Origin of the sequence: Bordetella flabilis (assembly GCF_001676725.1) — a bacterium.
Classification (GTDB): domain Bacteria; phylum Pseudomonadota; class Gammaproteobacteria; order Burkholderiales; family Burkholderiaceae_B; genus Bordetella_C; species Bordetella_C flabilis.
The window spans coordinates 4,053,934-4,073,086 of the sequence record NZ_CP016172.1 but is presented as its reverse complement, the minus strand read 5'-3'; the positions used below and the strand labels follow the sequence as shown (position 1 = coordinate 4,073,086).

The following is a 19,153-nucleotide window of genomic DNA, read 5'->3' as shown; positions in this document are numbered from 1 at the left end:
CAACATGCGCGTGTTCCGGCTCACAGGGCCTAGGGTTTTTACGGATTGGACCCGTCAGGCAGTTTGCTCTGGCGCCGCAAGGCCGAGGGCAGGGCCGGCAGCGAGATCGGGCGCGGAGTCCGTGCCGCCGGTGTGGCCGGGGTGCGCTCGGCCAGCGTCGCGGCCCAGTCCATGAGGTGCAGCTGCCCGGTGTGGTCTTCGGCCAGCGCCGACAGGCTTTCGACCCAATCGCCGTCGTTGCAATAGAGCACACCGTCGATATCGCGCAACTCCGCCTTGTGGATGTGGCCGCATACGACGCCGTCCAGGCCGCGCCGGCGCGCCTCCCCCGCCAGCGCCTGCTCGAAGTCGGTAATGAACGCCACCGCGTTCTTGACCTTGTGCTTCAGGTATTGGGACAGCGACCAGTAATGCAGCCCCAGGCGATGGCGCATGCGGTTGAAATAATGGTTCAGCCATAGCGCGAATTGGTACAGGGTGTCGCCCAGATGCGCCAGCCATTTGCTGTGCTGGATGACCCCGTCGAACTGGTCGCCATGCAGCACCAGCAGGCGCCGCCCATCCGCCGTGACATGCACTTCTTCGTCCACGATCTCGATATCGCCGAAGGCGTAGCCGATGAACTCGCGCGCGAATTCGTCGTGGTTGCCCGGCACGAACACGACTCGCGTGCCTTCGCGGGCCTTGCGCAGGATGCGCTGGATTACATCGTTGTGCGCGCGTGGCCAGTGCCAATGCTTGCGCAACTGCCAGCCGTCGACGATATCGCCGACGAGGTACAGCGTTTCGGCTTCGTTATGGTCCAGGAAATCGAGGAGGAAATCCGCCTTGCATCCCGCCGTGCCAAGGTGCAGGTCGGAAATCCACACAGTGCGCCAACGCGTCGGGCGGAGCTCGTTCACATTTCCCTCTGTGCACGCTGTCATGAACGAATGAAATCACCCGGCGATGACGGCCATGTGAAACCAGCATGGCGCTTTCATGACATGCGCCGATGGGTTTTTTGCGCCGGCGACGTGCGAAGCAGGCGCCGCTGTACTAGTATCGGCCCTTCTTCCCCGCCCATATTCGTGTTTTCATCCGTCCTTGCGGTCCAGCTCTCGGGCCACGCTTCGACCATGCCTTTTGCCCCTGCCGCGCGCCGATATCGAGGCCGCCTGCCGTGACAGCCATCGTTGCCTCTTCCCTTTCCGATCCCGTCGTACGCCGGGCGACCACCATCGGCCTGCTTGCCATCGTCTGCTGGAGCGCTACAGTCGGCCTGGTGCGCAGCATTGCCGAGGCCCTGGGCCCGGCGGGGGGCGCCGCCACTTTCTTTACCGTGAGCGCGGTGCTGCTGACCTTGTGCCGCGGCCTGCCCCGCATCCGCGCCTTCCATCCCGGCTACCTCGTGGGAGGCGGGCTGCTGTTCGTGGCATACGAGGTCTGCCTGGCGCTGTCGCTGGGCTACGCGCATACGCGCGCCCAATCGCTGGAACTGGGCATGATCAACTATCTATGGCCCAGCCTGACCATGCTGCTGGCGGTCTGGGCGGGCCAGGCACGCGCGCGCCCGTGGTTATGGCCCGGCGCGGCACTGTCCTTCCTGGGCATCGTGTGGGTGTTGACCGGCGATGCGGGATTGTCCTTGCATCAATTCGTGCTCAACCTGCAGGACAATCCGATCGCGTACGGACTGGCGTTTTTAGCGGCGGCCTTGTGGGCGGTGTATTCCGTTCTTACGCGCCGCCATGGCGGCGGCCAGAATGGCGTGCCCCTGTTCCAGTTCGCCGTGGCGGCCACGTTATGGGTGCATTACGCACTGAGCGATGAGCCGCCTTTGTCGTTCTCCTGGTCGAGCGCCTTGCAGGTCCTGTTGCTTGGCACCTTGACGGCGACGGGCTACAGCTGCTGGAACCACGGTATCCAGAAAGGGAATATGGCGTTGATGGCCGTGGCGTCGTACTTCACGCCCGTACTGTCGATGCTACTGGCCTGCGTGTGGCTGGGCACCATCCCCACATTGGCCTTCTGGCAAGGCGTGGTGATGGTGACCGCAGGTTCGCTGGTGGGCTGGCATGCCACCCGCGGCTGACGGCAACGGCTTCAGGCGCGCAGCGGTGCCTTGGGCGCCTTGTCGGCCCGGCGCGGAGCCGGCGATGCGGTGATCAGGCGAGTGCCTGCCCAGCGATCATGCAGGAACTGACCGTCGGCATCGAACCACGACCCCACGAAGATCGAAAACGGCGCGGCGACGATGAACATGAGGGTCGCCGGCCAGTGCGATATCCTGGAAATCCACCAGACGGCGAGGGCCGCCGCGAGCGGCAGGATCCACGCCAGCACATAGCGCAGCATCAGGCGGGGCAGGGCCGGGACGTTGCCCGCCTGGTCCACGAGCCGGATGTGCCAGGTCTTCATGGGCAAGGTCTGGCCGGTGCGGCGCCAGCACAGGATGAAATAAACCCCCAGCGCCAGGAACAGCCACCCCTGGCGCACATGGCGCAGCATCAGGGCATTGCGGCTCTGGGTCAGGGTGTCGAACAGATAGCCCGCCAGGAAGACCACCCCGAAGAGCAGCACGGCTTCGTACATCATGCAGGCGAAACGGCGCAGGCGGCGCGGCGTCGCGTTGGAGGGCACGGAATTCATAGCGCCGTATTATCCGTCAGCCGCGGGCAAAAAAAAGCCCGCCCTAGGGGCGGGTTCTAAAAGGGGCTTGTGCAGCCCCCAAGGGGAACGGTACCTGCGCCGGGCGCAGCGCTTCAGGCGCGGGCGGCTTCGCCGCTGTGACGCGCGCCAGAGGCACGCAGCGAGCGGGCCAGCTTGGCGATGATCTTGCCCAGCGCGCGCAGCGGGCGCGGCCGGAATTGTTCTTCGATGGCTTGGCGCATCAATTGACGTTCCAATTCATCGGTCAGGCGGAGTGGTTCGCGTTCGTTCACGATAATATCCTGGGTGCTGAAAGCAAGCGCCGCGTTCCATCCCAATGGTATCTATTTTCGCGGCGCTCTACGGGATAACCCGAATTATAGGGGTTAACCCTAGAGGGTGCAAGTCGCTAAAAAACGACAACTCCCAGTCCTGTTGCGGCGCCGCAGCATAGGGCGAAGAGAAAAGGGGCCGCATGACATTGCGCGGACCGTACAATGCCGTCATGGATCATGTCGCGTCGGCATCCTCTTCCCCATGGCGCATCGAACCCGTGGGCGACCGCTGCCTGCTGGTGTCATTCGCGGACCAGGTCAGTGCCGCCGTCAATCGCAGGGTGCTGGGCTTCGCCGCCGACCTCCTGCGCGATCCCCCGGATGGGGTGATCGATGTGGTCCCGGCCTTCACCACGGTCGCGCTGCATTACCGTCCCGAACTGTGTGCCACGGCAGACCGGCCGCCCTACGAGGCGCTGGCTGCGCAGGTGCAAAGTCGGTTGCAGCGCGGCATTCCCGATCCGGACCTGGATACGCGCGTCGTCGAGATTCCCGCCTGCTACGGCGGTCAGTACGGCCCGGACCTGGACGATGTGGCGGCGCGCTGCGGCTTGTCCACCGATGAGGTCATTGCGCGCCACTGCGCTTCGCCTCTGGTCGTCTACACGTTCTTCTTCGCGCCGGGCAATCCGTTCGCCGGCGGGCTGGATCCCCGCCTGGCGGTGCCGCGGCGCCCTACGCCGCGCACCGAAGTCCCTGCCGGTTCGGTGGCCATCGCCAACGGGATGTCCACCATCTATCAATTTGCCATGCCGGGTGGATGGAATCTGATCGCCCGTACCCCGTGGAATCTGTTCGACCTGACGCAGGATCCGCCCGTACGGCTGCGCCTGGGCGACCGCCTGCGCTTCCTGCCTATTTCTCCGACCGAATTCGAGCGCTTGCGCGGAGCCCGGCCATGATGCGGGTCCTGAAACCGGGCGCCTTGTCGCAATTGCAGGATCTGGGCCGCTATGGACAGCAGCGTTTTGGTGTTCCTTTGAACGGTGTGATGGACGAGTGGTCGCATCGCGTGGCCAATATCCTGGTCGGCAATCCGGAAAGCGACGCGACGCTGGAGTGCACCCTCACCGGTCCCGTACTGCGCTTTACCCATGACCGCCTGATCGCGCTCTCGGGCGCGGATATGCAGGCCAGCGTGGACGGCATGGCCGTGCCCCTCAACCAGCCCGTGCTGATCCGGGGCGGCGCGACGCTGCATTGCGCCGAGCGACGACGCGGCGCGCGCGCCTACCTGGCGGTGAGAGGCGGCTTCGACGTGCCGGAGGTCATGGGCAGCCGGAGTACCTTCGTGCGCGGCGGCTTCGGTGGTTTCCACGGGCGGCCGCTCGCCAAGGATGATTGCCTGCCGCTGTGCCATGCCGATAACGGGTATCCCGGCGCCACGCGTTTGCTGGTGCAATGCGGAACGCCTTTCGTCAGCGCCGCGCAATTCAGCATCCCAGCCTGCGAAGGATCGCTGGACGCGCTGCGCATCATGCAGGGTCCGCAGTGGGAAGCCTTCACGGACGAAGCCCGCGGCGCGTTCACCGGGGCCGCGTTCGAGATAAGCAACCAGTCCGACCGCATGGGCTACCGCCTGCAGGGGCCTCGCCTGGGCCTGCGGCACCCGCTGGAAATGGTGTCCGAGGCGGTGTCATTCGGTACCGTGCAGGTGCCGCCGGACGGCAATCCCATCATCCTGATGGCGGACCGCCAGAGTGCCGGCGGCTATCCGAAGATCGCCTATGTCGCCAGCGTGGATCTGCCTCACCTGGCGCAAGCCATGCCGGGCGAGAGGTTGCGCTTCGCGACGATCACGCTGGCCGAGGCGCAGGCCCTGTACATGGCCCGCGAACAGGCCCTGGCGGTGTTGCGAGAGGCCGTTGCGCGCGCCATGCGGCCGCAGCCGCCAGCCGATCCGTGCGTCGCCGCCCTGGCGACGGAGTCGCACTGATCAGGAGCCGGCGCGCTTGTCGCGATAGCTCGCATCCACCAGTTCGAAGCCGAACAGGCGGCAATCCAGCGCCCCGTTGTGCAAGGGAACGCGGCGCAGCGGCTTCAGGCGCATCTGCTGCGGCAAGGTCATGTCGCTGGAAATGACATGCAGTTGCCAGCCGGCGAACTGGCGTTTCAGGCAGGCGGCCCACTCGCGCCAGAAGTCCTCGTCCTGTGCGGCGGGCAGGCGTTCGCCATACGGCGGGTTGGTGACGATCCAGCCCGTTCTCGCGGGGGCCTGCAGCGTACGCGCGTCACCCACCTCGAAACGCACCGTGTCCGGCTGCAGCCCCGCGCGCTCGGCGTTGCGCTGCGCGTGGCCGATCGCTTCGGGATCGATGTCGTAGCCGACCAGCGGTGCGTCGAGCCTGGGCAGTATGCGGCTGCGCGCATCGTCCTTGATGTCATGCCAGCGGCGCATATCGTGGCCGCGCAGGCGCTCGAAAGAGAAAGGCCGAGCGATCCCCGGCGGTACGCCCAGGGCGATCCACGCCGCTTCGATCAGGATGGTGCCACTGCCGCAAAAAGGGTCGAGCAATGCCGCGCCGGGATCCCAGCCGGCCAGGGCCAGCATGCCGGCAGCGAGGTTTTCGCGCAACGGGGCTTCGCCCTTGTCCAGGCGCCATCCCCGCTTGAATAGCGACTCCCCGGAGGTGTCCAGATACAAGGTCGCGGTATCCGCGGTCAGGAAGGCGTGCACGCGCGCGTCGGGCCGCACCGTGTCGATGTCGGGACGCGCGCCTTCGCGGTCGAGCAGGCGGTCGCAAATGCCATCCTTTACGCGCAGATTGCAGTATTGCAAGCTGCGCATGGGGCTCTTGATGGCGGACGTGTCCACACGCAGCGTGCGCTCGGCGCCGAACCAGCGTTCCCAGGCGGTCGCATAGGCGAGGTCGAGCAGGTCGTCCTCTTCCTGTACCGGCCCCTGTGCCACCTGCACCAGGATGCGCGTGGCCAGGCGGGAATAGAGGTTGGCCCGCTGCACGCCCGCCCAGTCGGCGCTGAAGTGCGCGCCGGCGCGGCCGGCACGTGCATCGTCGTAACCCAGAGCCTGGAGTTCGATCGTGAGTACTTCCTCGAGTCCCTGTGGGCAGGGCGCGAAAACATGAAAGCGTTCGTTGTCGCGGCGGGCGGTGTCACGCGCCCGCATGCGCGGCTGCTCGGGCTGATCCGGCACGGCGGGGGCCGCCTCGTGCGCCGGGACGCTCGCCGGCCCCGCCGCTGGCCGGCGGTCGGCGGCGGGCTGCCGCCGCAGGAAGCGGCGGTCCTTGTCGGGCCGTGGTGTTTCGGGCGTGGCGGCCGGGGCCTGGGGCGCGGACTTCTCGCGCTGCTTTTCCTGTTGCGCCACCAGACGCGCCCGTGCGCCGCCGCGCTTGCGCTTGCCGGCGTCCTCGGCAGGCGCCGTATCGCGCGGGCGCTTGGCCAGGGTGAGCGTTTTGCGGGGGCGTTCGGAATCGTCGGTCGTCATGGCGTGGTAAGCAGAATGAGGGGGCGCAGTGGGCAGCGAGCGGAAGGGAACCGCACATCAGCCGCGCCCGCGGCCCATGGGCATTCCGGCACCATGGTGTCGCGCAAGCGGTCCGGTGCGAGGCGGCGTGCCGCGTCGACAGCCTTAGAAAGGCTTTACGACCACCAACGCCACTACGATGAACAGCAGCACCACTGGAATTTCGTTGAACCAGCGGTAGAAGGTATGGGTGCGCGTATTGCGGCCCTGCTCGAACTTGCGCAGCATGACGCCACAGGCGTGATGGTAGCCGATGATCAACAGGACGAAGAACAGCTTGGCATGCATCCAGCCGTTGCCGGGGCCCATGCCGATGCCGTAGCCGACGTAGAGCCACAGCCCGAAAATGACAGCCACGATGGCGAGCATGGTGGTAAAGCGGAACAGGCGCCGCGCCATCCCCAGCAGTACGCCGCGCACCGCCGGTGCGTCCTGCTGCGCCAGGTTGACATAGATGCGGGGAAGATAGAACAGCCCGGCGAACCAGGCGGCGATGAAGACGATGTGCAGGGTCTTGATCCAGAGCATGGCGCCGCTACCTCGAGGAAAACCGGCATTGTAGGCCAGCGGCCCTGCCGCGCCTTGCCTGCCGCGCCTTGCCTGCCGGGCCGGCACGGCGGATGTCAGCCGCGCAACTGCCCCTCGCCGCTCAATACCCACTTGTAGGTCGTCAGGCCTTCCAGCCCGACCGGCCCGCGCGCATGCAGCCGGTTGGTGGAGATGCCGATCTCCGAGCCCAGGCCGTACTCGTAGCCATCCGCGAATACGGTGGGCAGGTTCACATAGACCGAGCTGGAATCGACTTCGCGCTGGAATCGCTGCGCAGCGCCCAGATCTTCGGTGACGATGGCATCCGTGTGGCCCGAGCCCCACCGCGCGATGTGCTCGATGGCGTCGTCAAGGCTGTCGACGATGCGCACGGCCAGGATAGGACCCAGGTATTCCTCCGCCCAATCCGCGTCCGTCGCCGGACGCGCCGTGGGCACGAGTTGCCGGCTGCGCTCGCAGCCGCGCAGTTCGACGCCGTGCGCGATCAGCGCATCGGCCAGCGGGGGCAGGATGGCCGGTGCCGCCGCGGCATGGACCAGCAGCGTTTCCATCGAACCGCACACGCCATAGCGGTACGTCTTGGCGTTGAAGGCGATGGCGTGCGCTTTCTGCGGATCGGCGGCGGCGTCGATGTAGACGTGGCAGTTGCCATCCAGGTGCTTGATCAGCGGCACGCGCGCTTCCGCGGCCATGCGCTGGATCAGGCCCTTGCCGCCGCGCGGCACGATGACGTCGATGTGTTCCGTCATGGTGATGAGCTTGCCGACGGCCGCCCGGTCGGGCGTATCGACCACTTGTACCGCGTGTTCGGGCAGGCCGGCCTCGCCCAGCCCCTGCCGCACGATGGCGGCCAGTGCCAGGTTGGACCGCAGCGCCTCGCTGCCTCCGCGCAGAATCGCCGCGTTGCCGGATTTCAGGCACAGCGCGGCCGCGTCGACCGTGACGTTCGGCCGGGACTCGTAGATGATGCCGATGACCCCCAGTGGGACGCGCATCTGTGCCACCCGCATGCCGTTGGGGCGCACGGTGGTCGGGCCGGTGCTGCCCACGGGGTCGGGCAGGGCGGCCACCTGGCGCAGGCCCTCGGCCATCAAGTCCAGGGTCCTGTCCGACAGGGTCAGGCGGTCCAGCAGCGCGGGCGTCAGGCCATGTTCACGCGCGGCATCCAGGTCCTGCCGATTGGCGCTTTTCAAGGTATCCCGGTTCGCCGCGATGGCGTCGGCCATGACACGCAGGGCGCGGGACTTGGCGGCGCCCGTGGCGCGCAGCAACTCGCGCGAGGCACGGCGGGCGTTTTCGCCCAGAACGATCATGGCGTGTTCTACGGTTTGCATGGACATGATGGGTCGGCAGGCGCGTCCAGGAAAGCCTGGCGTGCGGGTTCAGCGTGGACAGCGTAGTGTATCCGTATCGTTCAGGCGTCGCGGCGCCCGGCGGCGGCCACGCGCAGCGCCAGGCGCGCCATTTCTTCCCAAGGGTCGGTAAGCCGGCCCGGGACCGGCAGGCCCTTGATGATGCGGTCGACGTCATGCGCATGCTGCACGGCCGCCGGCCATGCGCGCGCGGGCACACGGGACAGCGCCTGCAGGGCAAGGCGCTCGTGCGCGCCGAAGATGCGCATGCGGCGCATCGCCGCGCCGCTGTCCTGGCCGCTGGCGCGGGCCTGGGCCACGCGGGCCAGTATGCGGATTTCCTCGCCGACTGCCCACAGCACCAGAGGCAATGCCTCGCCTTCGGCGCGCAAGCCATCCAGCATTCGGACGGTGCGGCTCACATCGCCGGCCAGCATCGCGTCGCGCAGGCCGAAAACGTCGTAACGCGCGACGTTCAGGACCGCGCGCTCGACGGCTTCGGCTTCCAGCGCGCCTTCCGGATAGAGCAGGGCCAGCTTCTGGATTTCCTGATGGGCGGCGAGCAGGTTGCCCTCCACCTTGTCGGCCATCCATTGCAGGGTGGCGCTGTCCGCCCGCTGGTTCTGGCGGGCCAGGCGCTCGCCGATCCAGGCCGGCAGCCGGGCCCGTTCAATGGTCGGGACGTCGACCATGATGCCGCGCGCCAAGGCCGCGGCCCAGCGGCTGTCGCGCGTGGCCTTGTCCAGCCGGGGCAGTCCCACGACGATGATCGTGTCGGCGTCGCCGCGGTCGGCCTGCTCGGCCAGGCGCGCCAGCATGTCGCCACCGGCCTTGCCCGGCTTGCCCGTCGGAATCTTCAGCTCCAGCAGGCGGCGGTCGCCGAACAGGGAGACCGTCTGGGTGGCGGCAAGGACCGCGCTCCAATCGCTGCGCGCGTCCATGACCATGGACGTACGTTCGGTGTAGCCGGCCGCGCGCGCCGCCGCGCGCAGGGCGTCCATGGTCTCGGTGACGAGCAGGGGTTCGTCGCCGCTCACCGTGTACAGGGGCGCGAGCTTGCCGCCCGCCCGTTGCAGGTGTGCCGCGAAGCGGTCGGCGTCCAGCGACTGCGCCATGGGTGCGGAATGCTTAATAGGGATCCAGGCCGGCCGGACCGTTGGTGATGCTGGGCGTTCTCCAGGGTTCCGGTATCCGCGGCTGCGGGGGGGGATTGGTGTCGTATACCGGACCTTCGGGATCGCCGGGCTTCTGCTGGGCCGCTTTCTCGGCGGCCAGGCGCACGTCGGGAGAGGTCAGCCGGCGCACGATCCGGCTGACCAGGCTTTGCTCCATATTGCGGAACAGCGCTTCCGCCTGACCTTCCTTGGCCTGCACGAACTGGTCGTTGTACGGCATTTCGCGGTAGGTCTCCAGCGTGGTATCCGGCAGCAGCGCGCGGCCCTTGGCGTCGATGACGCGGAAGGTGAAGACCAGCCCCAGTTCGTACTCCTCTACGCGGCCCTGGGCATTGAGCGAAACTTCCCGCATCGACCGCGCGTTGGCGATCTGCTGCAGTTGCGCCTCGGCCTCCTTGGGCGTGTCGACCAGCCGGGTATTGGGCGATGTCGCCGTGATGGCGCGTCGCACCTCGGCGCCGAAGCGACTGTTCTTGGGAATGCTGACATACAGCGTATCGAAGGGCAGCGGCGTGGCGCCCCGCATTTGGAATCCGCACGCCGAAAGCAGCATGAGCAGCGCCAGGCCTGCGGCGCGCAGCACCCGTCCACGGCCGTCCGATTGCCCGCGAGATGCGCGATTTTCTTGCCTGGCGAAATTCATGCGAGACCTCATTAACCCACCACGTTGACCAATTTGCCGGGCACCACGATAACGCGTTTCGGCGGACGGCCCTCCAGGAACCGCTCGACGGCTTCGTGCGTCGCGGCCTGCGCCTCGATCTGCTCGCGCGAAGCTGCCGCGGCCACCCGCAGCGCCCCGCGCAGCTTGCCGTTGACCTGGAGCATCAGTTCGATTTCATCGGCCACGAGCGCGCCCTCGTCGACCTGCGGCCAGGGCGCGTCCAGCAGGTCGCCATAGACGGCGGCATAGCCGAGCTCTTGCCAAAGCTGCCAGGTAATGTGCGGCACGACGGGGTAGAGGACGCGCAGCAGCACGCCCAGCGACTCGGCGCGCGCCGCATCGGCCAGCGGATCGCCGTCCGGCAGGGTGGCGCTTTCGATGGCGTTCAGCATCTTCATGCAGGCCGACACCACCGTGTTGTACTGGATACGCTGGTAGTCGTAGTCGGCCTGTTTGAGCAACGTATGGATTTCCCGGCGCAGGTCCTTGGCGGCTGCGGGGGCGTCCTGCCAGGCGCTCGCGGCCGCGGCCAGGCCACGCTGGACGGCGTCGCGCTGGCCGCAGGCGTGCGACCACAGGCGTCGCAGAAAGCGATTGGCGCCTTCCACGCCGGAATCCGACCACTCCAGGGTCTGCTCCGGGGGGCTGGCGAACATGACGAACAACCGCGCGGTATCAGCGCCCAGCGTGTCGATCAAGGATTGCGGGTCCACGCCGTTGTTCTTGGACTTCGACATGGTGCCGACGCCGCCGTAGCTGACTTCGCTGCCGTCGGACTTGCGGCGTGCGCCGGTGATGGCGCCCTTGGCGTCGTAGACGTTTTCGACTTCCTCGGGCCAGAAGTATTCGATGCCGCCGTGTTCCGTCTTGCGCGAATAGATATGGTTCAACACCATGCCCTGGCACAACAGCCGTGTAAAAGGCTCGTCGAACTTCACCATGCCGAGATCGCGCATCACCTTGGTCCAGAAACGCGCATACAGCAGGTGCAGCACCGCGTGTTCGATCCCGCCGATGTACTGGTCCATCGGCATCCAGTAGTCGTTGCGGTCGTCCACCATGGCATTGTCGTTGCCGGGCGAGGTGTAGCGCATGAAATACCACGCCGAATCGACGAAGGTGTCCATCGTGTCCGTTTCGCGGCGTGCCGGCTTGCCGCAGCGCGGGCAGGCGCAGGACAGGAAGGCTTCGTTCCTAGCCAGCGGGTTGCCGCTGCCGTCCGGGATCAGATCTTCCGGCAATACCACCGGCAGGTCCTTCTCCGGCACCGGTACCGGCCCGCAGTCATCGCAGTGGATGATGGGTATGGGCGTGCCCCAATAGCGCTGGCGCGAAATGCCCCAATCGCGCAGGCGCCACGTCGTCTGTTTCTCGCCCAGGCCCTGGCCGGAGAGGTCGGCCGCGATGGCGTCGATGGCTTGCTTGCTCGACAGGCCATCATACTTGCCGGAATGGACCAGGCGGCCGCTCTGCTTGTCGGCGTACCACTCCTGCCACGCATCGGTGGAGTAGTCCTTGCCCGCCACGTCGACCACCTGGCGGATTTCCAGCCCGTACTTGCGCGCGAAGGCGAAGTCGCGTTCGTCGTGCGCCGGCACGCCCATGACCGCGCCGTCGCCGTAGCTCATGAGGACATAGTTCCCCACCCATACGTCCACGGGCAGGCCGGTGAGCGGATGCGTCACCGCAAGGCCGGTCGGCATGCCTTCTTTCTCGCGCGTCGCCAGTTCGGCTTCGGTGGTGCCCCCCAGCTTGCAACGTTCGATGAATTCGGCCAGCGCGGGGTTGTCGCGCGCCGCGAGGGCCGCCAGCGGATGTTCCGGGGCGACGGCGCAGAAGGTCACCCCCATGATCGTGTCCGCGCGCGTGGTGAAGACATAGAGCCGGCCGTCCTGGACAAGCTGGCCGCTTTCGTCGCGAATGGCATGCGGGAAGGCGAAGCGCACGCCTTCGCTCTTGCCGATCCAGTTCTCCTGCATCAGGCGAACGCGCTCGGGCCAGCCCGGCAGGCCGGTCCTGACCTGTTCGAGCAGTTCTTCGGCGTAGTCGGTGATGCGCAGGTAGTAGCCGGGAATCTCGCGCTTTTCGACCAGCGCGCCAGAACGCCAGCCGCGGCCATCGATCACCTGTTCATTGGCGAGCACGGTCTGATCCACCGGATCCCAGTTCACGACCTGGGTTTTGCGGTAGGCGATGCCTTTTTCCAGCATCTTCAGGAACAGCCACTGGTTCCACTTGTAATACGCCGGGTCGCAGGCGCTCATCTCGCGCGACCAGTCGATCGCCAAGCCCATCGCCTGCATCTGCTTCTTCATGTAGGCGATGTTGTCGTAAGTCCATTTCGCGGGCGGCACCTTGGACTTGATCGCGGCGTTCTCGGCCGGCATGCCGAAGGCGTCCCAGCCCATGGGCATCAGCACGTTGTAGCCGCGCATGCGCAGTTGCCGCGCCATCATGTCGTTGATGGTGTAGTTGCGCACATGGCCCATATGCAGTTTGCCGCTGGGATAGGGCAGCATCGAGCATGCATAGAACTTGGGCTTCTCGGCGCCGCTGGCGTTGACGGCGTGCTCGCTGACGCGATAGACGTCGTTCTGGCGCCACGCCTGCTGGGCGGTGGATTCGACGGCGTTGGGGTTGTAGCGTTCCTGCATGGGCGGGTATGGACCGGTGACGAAGAGTGGGCCGCCGCGCCCGGGACGGGGCGGCAGACGGTCAAAACCCTCGATTATAGATTCTGCTATGCGGGGTTAGACGCGGGGGCGTTTTCGACCACCCGGGCGTTGCGGGAAAGGGTGCCGTACAGAAGCGAAAGGACGGCCAGGGCGCCGCCCAGGATGCACACACCGCGCCAGCCGGCGTGGGCGTAGGCGTTGGCGGAAGCGAAGGAGCCAGCGGCGCCGCCTATGAAATAGCTCGTCATGTAGCCGGCCGTGATACGGCTGCGGGCGTCCGGGCGCAGGCGGTAGATGCAGGCCTGGTTGGTGACCTGCAGCCCCTGTATGGCGAGATCGAGGACCAGGATGCCGCCCAGCAGCGCGGCGAGCGACCCGGCGCCGGCGGAAAGGGCCAGCCAGGACGCCAGCAACAGCCACAGGCCCAGGCGGGTGCAGCGGTTGATGTGGCCGCGATCCGCCATATGCCCGAAGGACCGGGCGGCAAAGGCGCCGGCCGCCCCGGCCAGCCCGAAAAGCCCGATGGCGCCTTCGGAATACCCGTATGGCGGATTTGCCAGCAGGAAGGTCAGGGACGTCCACAAGGCGCTGAACTGTGCGAACAGCAGGGCGCCGAGCAGGCTGCGCGCGCGAAACAGCGGCTCCTGGACCATGAGCGTGCCGATGGACCGGAGCAGCGCGCCATAGCTCATGGCGGTATTACCCGGATAGCGGGGCAGTACCCGCCACAGGGCCCCCGCCAACACCACGAGCAGGATGGCGGCGAGCCAGTACACGGTGCGCCAGTTGCCCAGGTCCGCCAGTGCGCCGGCGGCGGTGCGTGCCAGCAGGATGCCAAGCAACAGGCCGCTCATGACCGTCCCGACGACCCGGCCGCGTTCCTGCGGCGCCGCCAGCGTGGCTGCGAACGGCACCATGACCTGTCCCACCACGGAAAACAGGCCGGCCAGCGCCGTGCCGGCCAGCACCACGCCGAGGTTGGGCGCGAAGGCGACCAAGGCCATGCCGACCGCCGTGCACAAGGTCATGGATACGATAAGGCTGCGGCGTTCGAGCAGGTCGCCGAGCGGCACCAAGAGCAGCAGTCCGACCGCGAAACTCAATTGCGCCGTTGTGACGATGGCGCCGGCGGCGGCCGTGGACAAGCCGAATTCCAGGCCGATGGTATGCAGCAGCGGCTGCGCGTAGTAGTCGCTGGCGACCACCAGGCCGCTGGCGATGGACATCAAAAGGACGATGGCCGGGGTCAGGACGGCATGCGGGGTATGACGGGTCATGGTTGGAAAAAAAAGGGAAACGGCGGAGGGGAAAGCGCCGAGCGACCGTGCCGATCACGCACCAGGCCGCCGCGGCGCTGGCGTCGCGGGATGTGCCGCCGAGGCCGCCTACAGGCTGGCCGATCATAGCAACCGCACCTGTAAGCAGCCTGAGTGATTCGCATCGATGGCCCGCATCGGATGACGGGTCCGCCGTTGTGCGCGCGGGCCGGGTGCGCGCATGAAGCCGGGCCCGCGACATGCGTACCCCGGGGCTGTACTGGCCCTATGACCGTTGCGTTGCGGTAATCGATACACGCGGCGGTAACCGCTGCTGATCATTGCTCGGCAACGGGTAACGGCCCAATCCCATTGCGCCGATAGGCACGGCCGTTGCGATGCCGCGCCGGCCTCAAGGCAACCACCACCTACAGGGGACCGATATGACCGATAACCAGGATCAAAAGGAAAAGGAACGTCGCAAGCCCCGTGGCTTCGCCGCCATGGGAGCGGAATTCCAGCGTGAAATCGCGGCGCAGGGAGGCAGGGCGGCGCATCGGCTCGGCAAGGCGCACCGCTTTACCCCGCAGGAGGCGCGCGCCGCCGCAACCAAGCGGCATGCGGCGCGCAATGCCGAGCGCGCGAAGGCGGAGGGCGCCGCGCCCGTTGCATCCGAACAGGCCGAAGACCGCTAGCACGATGGCGCGGCGCGGGGCTGGTCCGTGTCCGCGCGCGTTCCGTCCCTCGCGTTTCGTTGATGTGTGCGCCCACCGCCTTCACGCGGGGCGGCGCACAACACCGGAACCGGCCTGGCGCATTCATCTATGGAATGGGGAGCTTCAGCGTGCCCGCGTCGGGATCGGCTTCCCAGCCGGTCACGCGGAACTCGCGCGCCTCCATATAGCCCTCTGCATTGAAACGCACCTGCGTCGGCACCCATGAGACGTCGGCGAGCTGTTTTGCATCAATGCCACGGGCAAGGAGATAGCCCGCTTCCGTGCCTTCGTCACGCGCCGGGGGCACGTCGCTGGATGGCGACCAGAGCACGGACTCGCATGCCAACGTTGCCTGCCGTTCCGGCTGGCCGGGTTCGCGGCCGATCAGGGTAATTTCCTCGACTTTCCAGTTTTCCATTGCGTTCCGTCCGCGTAGCCCTGAATGGGGCGGTATGCATCCCGACTGCAATCGGTGTACCTGCGCGGCATTGCGCCTGGCCACATCGGCCGCGCGGGCACGCGTCAGGGCTGCGGTCCAAGCACCACAAGACGGCCGGATAAATCGCTTGCAATTGAATAGTGCGCGATTTAATATTCATTCCAGGCGCTGTGCTCGCCTCTGAAAATCTACCGGCCGGTGGCGCTGTGCCCCGTCCAGACCCTACAGGAGCCTTCCATGTCTATCGAAAAAGTGCTGTATCGTGCCCAGGCCACCGCCAATGGCGGCCGTGATGGTCGTGCCGTCTCGTCGGACGGCGTGCTGGATATCCAGCTCAGCACGCCCCGTGAGCTGGGCGGCGCAGGCGGCCCGGGAACGAATCCGGAGCAACTGTTCGCCGCGGGGTATTCCGCGTGCTTCCTTGGCGCGCTGAAGTTCGTGGCAGGTCGTGAAAAGGTCGCGTTGCCGGCGGAAACCAACGTGACCGGTTCGGTGGGCATCGGCGCTATCCCGACAGGCTTTGGCATCGAGGTCGAACTGCGTATCGCCATCCCGGGACTGGACCCCGCTCAGGCGCGCCAGCTCGTGGACAAGGCGCACATCGTTTGCCCTTACTCCAACGCGACGCGCGGCAATATCGACGTCACGCTCACGCTGGTCTGACGCTGCCAGGGCCGGCACGCGCCGGCCCGTGTGGTGGCATGTCGATCGTGCACGATTTAATATGTCGGCCATGGCCCAATCTTCCTCGTCACGCGGCAACGATGCCGCCCTGCTGCTGGAAAACCAGCTTTGCTTCGCGCTGTATTCGACCAGCCTGGCAATGAGCAAGGTGTATCGGAAGCTGCTCGCCGGTATGGGCCTGACCTATCCGCAGTACCTGGTCATGCTGGTCCTGTGGGCCGAGGACGAACTCACTGTCTCGGCCATCGGGGAACAGCTTTTTCTCGACTCCGCCACGTTGACGCCCCTGCTGAAGCGCCTGGAAGCGGCGGGCCTGGTCAGCCGTGCTCGCGCGGCGCAGGACGAGCGCCAGGTCATCGTATCGCTGACAGAGCAGGGGCGGCAGTTGAAGAGCCGCGCCAAAGCCATTCCGCCCGGGGTGGGCAAGGCCGTGGGTTGCAACGCCAGCGAAGCGGCGGCGATGATCAAGCGCCTGGACGCGCTGCGTGCCGCGTTGCAGGAATCGACATGCCAATAGCGAAGCAGAACACCCAGGCCAACCTGGCGTACCAGGAGCTGAAGAAACGCATACTCATGGGTTTTTTCGGCGCCAGCGGGCGCCTGCGTGAAATCGAGGTGGCCGAACTGCTGAACATGGGCCGCACGCCGGTTCGCGAAGCGTTGAAGCGCCTTGAAGATGAAGGCCTGGTCACGCACGAGCCGCGACGCGGCCTGGTCGTGACGTCGCTGGACCAGCAGTCGGTGACCGAGCTCTACGCCATGCGGGAACTATTGGAGGGCGGGGCGGCCCGCTTCGCGGCCAAGCATGCCAGCGAAGCCGAAATCGACAACATGGCGCATATCCTGCGCGAAGGCCGGGAGGGCGGCGACCCGGTCGCTGCCAATCTGGCGTTCCACCAGTCCATCTACGGCGCCGCGCACAATAAATTCCTGATCCGGGCGCTGCGGTCGCTGACGGACTCCACTTACCTTCTGGGACGCAGTACCCTGGAAACGCCCGGCCGGCCCGAGGCCGCCCACGACGAACACCTGGCGATCTATGAAGCCATCCGCGATGGCGATCCATTGCGGGCCGAGCAGGTGGCGCGCGAACACATACGCAATGCCCTGCTGGAAAGACTGAAGATCCTGCGCGCCCAGCAGGCGTCGGAAAGCTAGGCCCGCTTCACACGGAAAGCCGCTCGCTGCTCATGGTTCCTATGGTCCTTATGCTGCTCATGGGCACGGACGGCGGACCGGCATGAATGAGCGCAGGTGTTCCACTGCGCGGGGCGTTCGACGTTGTCGCCGTGCAGACCCGCCCCGCGTTGCGTCGCTCAGTCGTACAAGGCGAGCGGGTTATGCCGCAGGATGCGATTGCAGGCCTCATCGCTGACCGCCTGGCGCAGCAGGCCCAACAGGTCGCGATAAGGCACAGGCTGGCCGTGAGCGGGATCGAAAAACCAGGTATGGGGCCAGTCCGAAGCCCATACCACCCGTTCGGGATAGCGGTCCGCAAGGTCCCGCAACAGTTCGCCGAAGTGGTCCATCCAGGCCTCCGGCGGATAGCCATAGCGGTAGAAGCCCGAAGCCTTGATCCATACGCGTCCCGTATCCAGAAGCCGGAACAGGGCGGTGCGCGTGGCGGCATGGTCGGGACCATCGGCCGCGCCGCCCAGGTGGTCAATCACGACGCGCGGGCCATCGGCACGCACGTGGTCGAGCAGATCATCCAGGGCCTGCGGAGCCACGAAGAATTGGGCGTGCCAGCCGGCGGCATGCAGGCGCGGCGCCAACTGCCCATACGTGCGCATGCCGTTTCCGGAGCCGGAGACCGCATTGAACCGCATGCCGCGCGCGCCCTGCGTGCGCCAGGCCACCAACTGCGCTTCCGGCGTGTCGTCCGCTATCACCAGCACTCCGCGCGCGCGGCCGCCGGACTCCCGAAGCGCGTCCAGCAGCAAGCCATTATCGGTTCCGTAGACGCTCGGCTGTACCAGCACGAAGCGTTCGATACCGTGCGGCGCGCCCGTGTGCGCAAGGTCCCGCCAGGAACGCGGCGGCGGTGCGTAGCCCGAACCGGGCAGCACCGGCCTGGTCGCTGCATCTTCGAACACGTGTGTGTGGCAGTCCCAGGCGGGAGGGGTGGGCTGTGTCATGCCGTCATCTCATGGTGTAGCGGGCTCGGGGCGTGCATCGCGGTTGCCTGGCCAGTCCATCAGTCCAGCCGTACGCCGGTTTCCTTGATGATTTCCTGGTACTTGCCGCGTTCGGCGCCGATGAACTGCGTGAATTCCTGGACCGAATTCGGTTTGACGGCCGCGCCTTCCGCTTCCAGCCGTCGCTTGGTTTCGGGGTCGGCGATGATGGCGTTGATCTCCCGGTTCAGCGTTTGCACGATATCGTCCGGCGTGCCCTTGGGGGCGAAGATGCCGCCCCACAGGCTGAAGGAAAACCCGGGAATTCCGGCTTCGGCCACGGTCGGGACGTTGGGCAGGGCCGGCGAGCGCACCGCCGTCGACACCGCGATCGGCTTCAGCGTGCCGCTCTTGAAATGCGGCAACACGCCAGGCGCCCCGGAGAAAAACATGTCGACGTGATTGCCCAGCAGATCGCTGAGCGCCGCGCCGCCTCCCTTGTAGGGAACGTGCGTGAGCTTGGCCCCGGTCTTCAGCGCCAGGGCTGCCGCGGCCAGGTGGCCTGGCGTGCCGGTGCCCGAGGACGCGTAGTTCAGGCCTTGTCCGCCTTTCTTGCTCAAGGCGACCATCTCCTGGATGGTGTTGAACGGTTGCGACGGATGCGCCGACAGCACCAGGGGCGAGTCGCCCACCAGCACCACGGGCATCAGGTTCTCCGGTTTGTAGTTCAGATTGCTAGACAACAGCGGCGTGACGACGATTTCTCCAGTCTGGCCGAGCAGCAGGATGCTGCCGTCGGGCGGGGCGTCCGCAACGTAGCGCGCGCCAATGGCGCCGCTGGCGCCAGCGCGGTTCTCCACGATGAAGGTCTGGCCCAGGCGGCTGGTCAGTTTTTCCGCGATGAGTCGCGCAAACACATCACCGGAGCCGCCGGGCGCGTACGGCACGATGATGCGCACCGTCTTGTCGGGGTAGGCGGCGTGGACGCCGGCATGCAGCCCCATGGTGGCCGCGCCGCAAAGGGCCGCGGCGAGGAAGCGGCGCATGGCCCGGGTGAATGACTTCATTGCGGTGTC

20 protein-coding genes are annotated in these 19,153 nt (G+C 66.6%); 7 read left to right on the top strand and 13 right to left on the bottom strand.

Annotated elements, in window-relative coordinates; genetic code table 11:
* Positions 1-38 precede the first annotated feature (38 nt).
* Entirely contained in the window at positions 39-926 is an 888-nt protein-coding gene (locus BAU07_RS17930) for a UDP-2,3-diacylglucosamine diphosphatase (protein ID WP_157122304.1), read from the bottom strand.
* A gap of 236 nt (positions 927-1,162) precedes the next feature.
* Here BAU07_RS17930 and yddG point away from each other — a divergent pair, with 236 nt between their 5' ends.
* Positions 1,163-2,074 carry an aromatic amino acid DMT transporter YddG gene (yddG, locus tag BAU07_RS17925; protein ID WP_232338159.1) on the top strand — a complete coding sequence of 304 codons (912 nt, stop codon included), beginning with the start codon at positions 1,163-1,165 and terminating at the stop codon, positions 2,072-2,074.
* Between the two features lie 11 nt (positions 2,075-2,085).
* On the opposite strand, the gene BAU07_RS17920 is transcribed toward yddG, so the two are convergent.
* Together BAU07_RS17920 and BAU07_RS17915 are read right to left on the bottom strand one after the other, a co-directional pair.
* Complete coding sequence (locus BAU07_RS17920) at positions 2,086-2,631, bottom strand: RDD family protein (protein ID WP_066660324.1); 546 nt, start codon at positions 2,629-2,631, stop codon at positions 2,086-2,088.
* Positions 2,632-2,744: 113 nt separating this feature from the next.
* Positions 2,745-2,924, bottom strand: coding sequence for a hypothetical protein (locus BAU07_RS17915; RefSeq protein ID WP_232338380.1), 180 nt, complete (start codon positions 2,922-2,924; stop codon positions 2,745-2,747).
* A gap of 182 nt (positions 2,925-3,106) precedes the next feature.
* Between BAU07_RS17915 and pxpB the strand changes: the two genes are divergently transcribed.
* Positions 3,107-3,868: a 5-oxoprolinase subunit PxpB gene (pxpB, locus tag BAU07_RS17910; RefSeq protein WP_232338158.1), complete on the top strand. Its 762-nt coding sequence runs from the start codon at positions 3,107-3,109 to the stop codon at positions 3,866-3,868.
* A complete protein-coding gene (locus BAU07_RS17905; RefSeq protein WP_066660321.1) occupies positions 3,865-4,902 on the top strand; it encodes a 5-oxoprolinase subunit C family protein in 1,038 nt (345 codons plus the stop codon). The genes pxpB and BAU07_RS17905 overlap by 4 nt, the downstream gene beginning before the upstream one ends.
* On the opposite strand, the gene BAU07_RS17900 is transcribed toward BAU07_RS17905, so the two are convergent.
* From BAU07_RS17900 to BAU07_RS17870, 7 genes are all read right to left on the bottom strand, one after another.
* Complete coding sequence (locus BAU07_RS17900) at positions 4,903-6,411, bottom strand: THUMP domain-containing class I SAM-dependent RNA methyltransferase (protein WP_066660318.1); 1,509 nt, start codon at positions 6,409-6,411, stop codon at positions 4,903-4,905.
* 144 nt (positions 6,412-6,555) lie between these two features.
* Complete coding sequence (locus tag BAU07_RS17895) at positions 6,556-6,978, bottom strand: CopD family protein (RefSeq protein ID WP_066660309.1); 423 nt, start codon at positions 6,976-6,978, stop codon at positions 6,556-6,558.
* Positions 6,979-7,073: 95 nt separating this feature from the next.
* Positions 7,074-8,333: a glutamate-5-semialdehyde dehydrogenase gene (locus BAU07_RS17890; protein ID WP_066665526.1), complete on the bottom strand. Its 1,260-nt coding sequence runs from the start codon at positions 8,331-8,333 to the stop codon at positions 7,074-7,076.
* An 80-nt stretch (positions 8,334-8,413) separates the two neighbouring features.
* Positions 8,414-9,466 carry a DNA polymerase III subunit delta gene (gene holA, locus BAU07_RS17885; protein ID WP_066660307.1) on the bottom strand — a complete coding sequence of 351 codons (1,053 nt, stop codon included), beginning with the start codon at positions 9,464-9,466 and terminating at the stop codon, positions 8,414-8,416.
* Between the two features lie 13 nt (positions 9,467-9,479).
* On the bottom strand, positions 9,480-10,169 hold the full coding sequence (locus BAU07_RS17880) for an LPS-assembly lipoprotein LptE (protein ID WP_066660304.1): 690 nt from the start codon (positions 10,167-10,169) through the stop codon (positions 9,480-9,482).
* Positions 10,170-10,180: 11 nt separating this feature from the next.
* Positions 10,181-12,844 (bottom strand): leucine--tRNA ligase, encoded by a 2,664-nt coding sequence (gene leuS, locus BAU07_RS17875; RefSeq protein WP_066660303.1) that lies wholly within the window; start codon positions 12,842-12,844, stop codon positions 10,181-10,183.
* An 86-nt stretch (positions 12,845-12,930) separates the two neighbouring features.
* Positions 12,931-14,142 carry an MFS transporter gene (locus tag BAU07_RS17870; protein WP_066660301.1) on the bottom strand — a complete coding sequence of 404 codons (1,212 nt, stop codon included), beginning with the start codon at positions 14,140-14,142 and terminating at the stop codon, positions 12,931-12,933.
* A 422-nt stretch (positions 14,143-14,564) separates the two neighbouring features.
* On the opposite strand from BAU07_RS17870, the gene BAU07_RS17865 reads away from it, so the two are divergent.
* Positions 14,565-14,816, top strand: coding sequence for a KGG domain-containing protein (locus tag BAU07_RS17865; RefSeq protein ID WP_066660299.1), 252 nt, complete (start codon positions 14,565-14,567; stop codon positions 14,814-14,816).
* A 127-nt stretch (positions 14,817-14,943) separates the two neighbouring features.
* On the opposite strand, the gene BAU07_RS17860 is transcribed toward BAU07_RS17865, so the two are convergent.
* Positions 14,944-15,255, bottom strand: a complete 312-nt coding sequence (locus BAU07_RS17860; protein WP_066660297.1) for a hypothetical protein — start codon at positions 15,253-15,255, stop codon at positions 14,944-14,946.
* Positions 15,256-15,513: 258 nt separating this feature from the next.
* Here BAU07_RS17860 and BAU07_RS17855 point away from each other — a divergent pair, with 258 nt between their 5' ends.
* From BAU07_RS17855 to BAU07_RS17845, 3 genes are all read left to right on the top strand, one after another.
* On the top strand, positions 15,514-15,939 hold the full coding sequence (locus tag BAU07_RS17855; RefSeq protein ID WP_066660295.1) for an organic hydroperoxide resistance protein: 426 nt from the start codon (positions 15,514-15,516) through the stop codon (positions 15,937-15,939).
* 70 nt (positions 15,940-16,009) lie between these two features.
* Positions 16,010-16,477 (top strand): MarR family winged helix-turn-helix transcriptional regulator, encoded by a 468-nt coding sequence (locus tag BAU07_RS17850; RefSeq protein ID WP_066665525.1) that lies wholly within the window; start codon positions 16,010-16,012, stop codon positions 16,475-16,477.
* A complete protein-coding gene (locus tag BAU07_RS17845; RefSeq protein WP_066660293.1) occupies positions 16,468-17,118 on the top strand; it encodes a GntR family transcriptional regulator in 651 nt (216 codons plus the stop codon). The genes BAU07_RS17850 and BAU07_RS17845 overlap by 10 nt, the downstream gene beginning before the upstream one ends.
* Before the next feature lie 158 nt (positions 17,119-17,276).
* Here the strand turns inward: BAU07_RS17845 and BAU07_RS17840 are convergent, their stop codons facing one another.
* Positions 17,277-18,098: an amidohydrolase family protein gene (locus tag BAU07_RS17840; RefSeq protein WP_066660291.1), complete on the bottom strand. Its 822-nt coding sequence runs from the start codon at positions 18,096-18,098 to the stop codon at positions 17,277-17,279.
* A gap of 59 nt (positions 18,099-18,157) precedes the next feature.
* Positions 18,158-19,144, bottom strand: a complete 987-nt coding sequence (locus tag BAU07_RS17835; protein WP_066660289.1) for a Bug family tripartite tricarboxylate transporter substrate binding protein — start codon at positions 19,142-19,144, stop codon at positions 18,158-18,160.
* Positions 19,145-19,153 lie beyond the last annotated feature (9 nt).

What these genes read in the sequence shown, in the direction of transcription:
- BAU07_RS17930 (WP_157122304.1), bottom strand. Translation starts at nt 926, where the DNA reads ATGACAGCGTGCACAGAGGGAAATGTGAACGAGCTCCGCCCGACGCGT.
- BAU07_RS17920 (WP_066660324.1), bottom strand. Translation starts at nt 2,631, where the DNA reads ATGAATTCCGTGCCCTCCAACGCGACGCCGCGCCGCCTGCGCCGTTTC.
- pxpB (WP_232338158.1), top strand. Translation starts at nt 3,107, where the DNA reads ATGACATTGCGCGGACCGTACAATGCCGTCATGGATCATGTCGCGTCG.
- BAU07_RS17905 (WP_066660321.1), top strand. Translation starts at nt 3,865, where the DNA reads ATGATGCGGGTCCTGAAACCGGGCGCCTTGTCGCAATTGCAGGATCTG.
- BAU07_RS17900 (WP_066660318.1), bottom strand. Translation starts at nt 6,411, where the DNA reads ATGACGACCGACGATTCCGAACGCCCCCGCAAAACGCTCACCCTGGCC.
- BAU07_RS17895 (WP_066660309.1), bottom strand. Translation starts at nt 6,978, where the DNA reads ATGCTCTGGATCAAGACCCTGCACATCGTCTTCATCGCCGCCTGGTTC.
- BAU07_RS17890 (WP_066665526.1), bottom strand. Translation starts at nt 8,333, where the DNA reads ATGCAAACCGTAGAACACGCCATGATCGTTCTGGGCGAAAACGCCCGC.
- holA (WP_066660307.1), bottom strand. Translation starts at nt 9,466, where the DNA reads ATGGCGCAGTCGCTGGACGCCGACCGCTTCGCGGCACACCTGCAACGG.
- BAU07_RS17880 (WP_066660304.1), bottom strand. Translation starts at nt 10,169, where the DNA reads ATGAATTTCGCCAGGCAAGAAAATCGCGCATCTCGCGGGCAATCGGAC.
- leuS (WP_066660303.1), bottom strand. Translation starts at nt 12,844, where the DNA reads ATGCAGGAACGCTACAACCCCAACGCCGTCGAATCCACCGCCCAGCAG.
- BAU07_RS17870 (WP_066660301.1), bottom strand. Translation starts at nt 14,142, where the DNA reads ATGACCCGTCATACCCCGCATGCCGTCCTGACCCCGGCCATCGTCCTT.
- BAU07_RS17865 (WP_066660299.1), top strand. Translation starts at nt 14,565, where the DNA reads ATGACCGATAACCAGGATCAAAAGGAAAAGGAACGTCGCAAGCCCCGT.
- BAU07_RS17860 (WP_066660297.1), bottom strand. Translation starts at nt 15,255, where the DNA reads ATGGAAAACTGGAAAGTCGAGGAAATTACCCTGATCGGCCGCGAACCC.
- BAU07_RS17855 (WP_066660295.1), top strand. Translation starts at nt 15,514, where the DNA reads ATGTCTATCGAAAAAGTGCTGTATCGTGCCCAGGCCACCGCCAATGGC.
- BAU07_RS17850 (WP_066665525.1), top strand. Translation starts at nt 16,010, where the DNA reads ATGGCCCAATCTTCCTCGTCACGCGGCAACGATGCCGCCCTGCTGCTG.
- BAU07_RS17845 (WP_066660293.1), top strand. Translation starts at nt 16,468, where the DNA reads ATGCCAATAGCGAAGCAGAACACCCAGGCCAACCTGGCGTACCAGGAG.
- BAU07_RS17840 (WP_066660291.1), bottom strand. Translation starts at nt 18,098, where the DNA reads ATGACACAGCCCACCCCTCCCGCCTGGGACTGCCACACACACGTGTTC.
- BAU07_RS17835 (WP_066660289.1), bottom strand. Translation starts at nt 19,144, where the DNA reads ATGAAGTCATTCACCCGGGCCATGCGCCGCTTCCTCGCCGCGGCCCTT.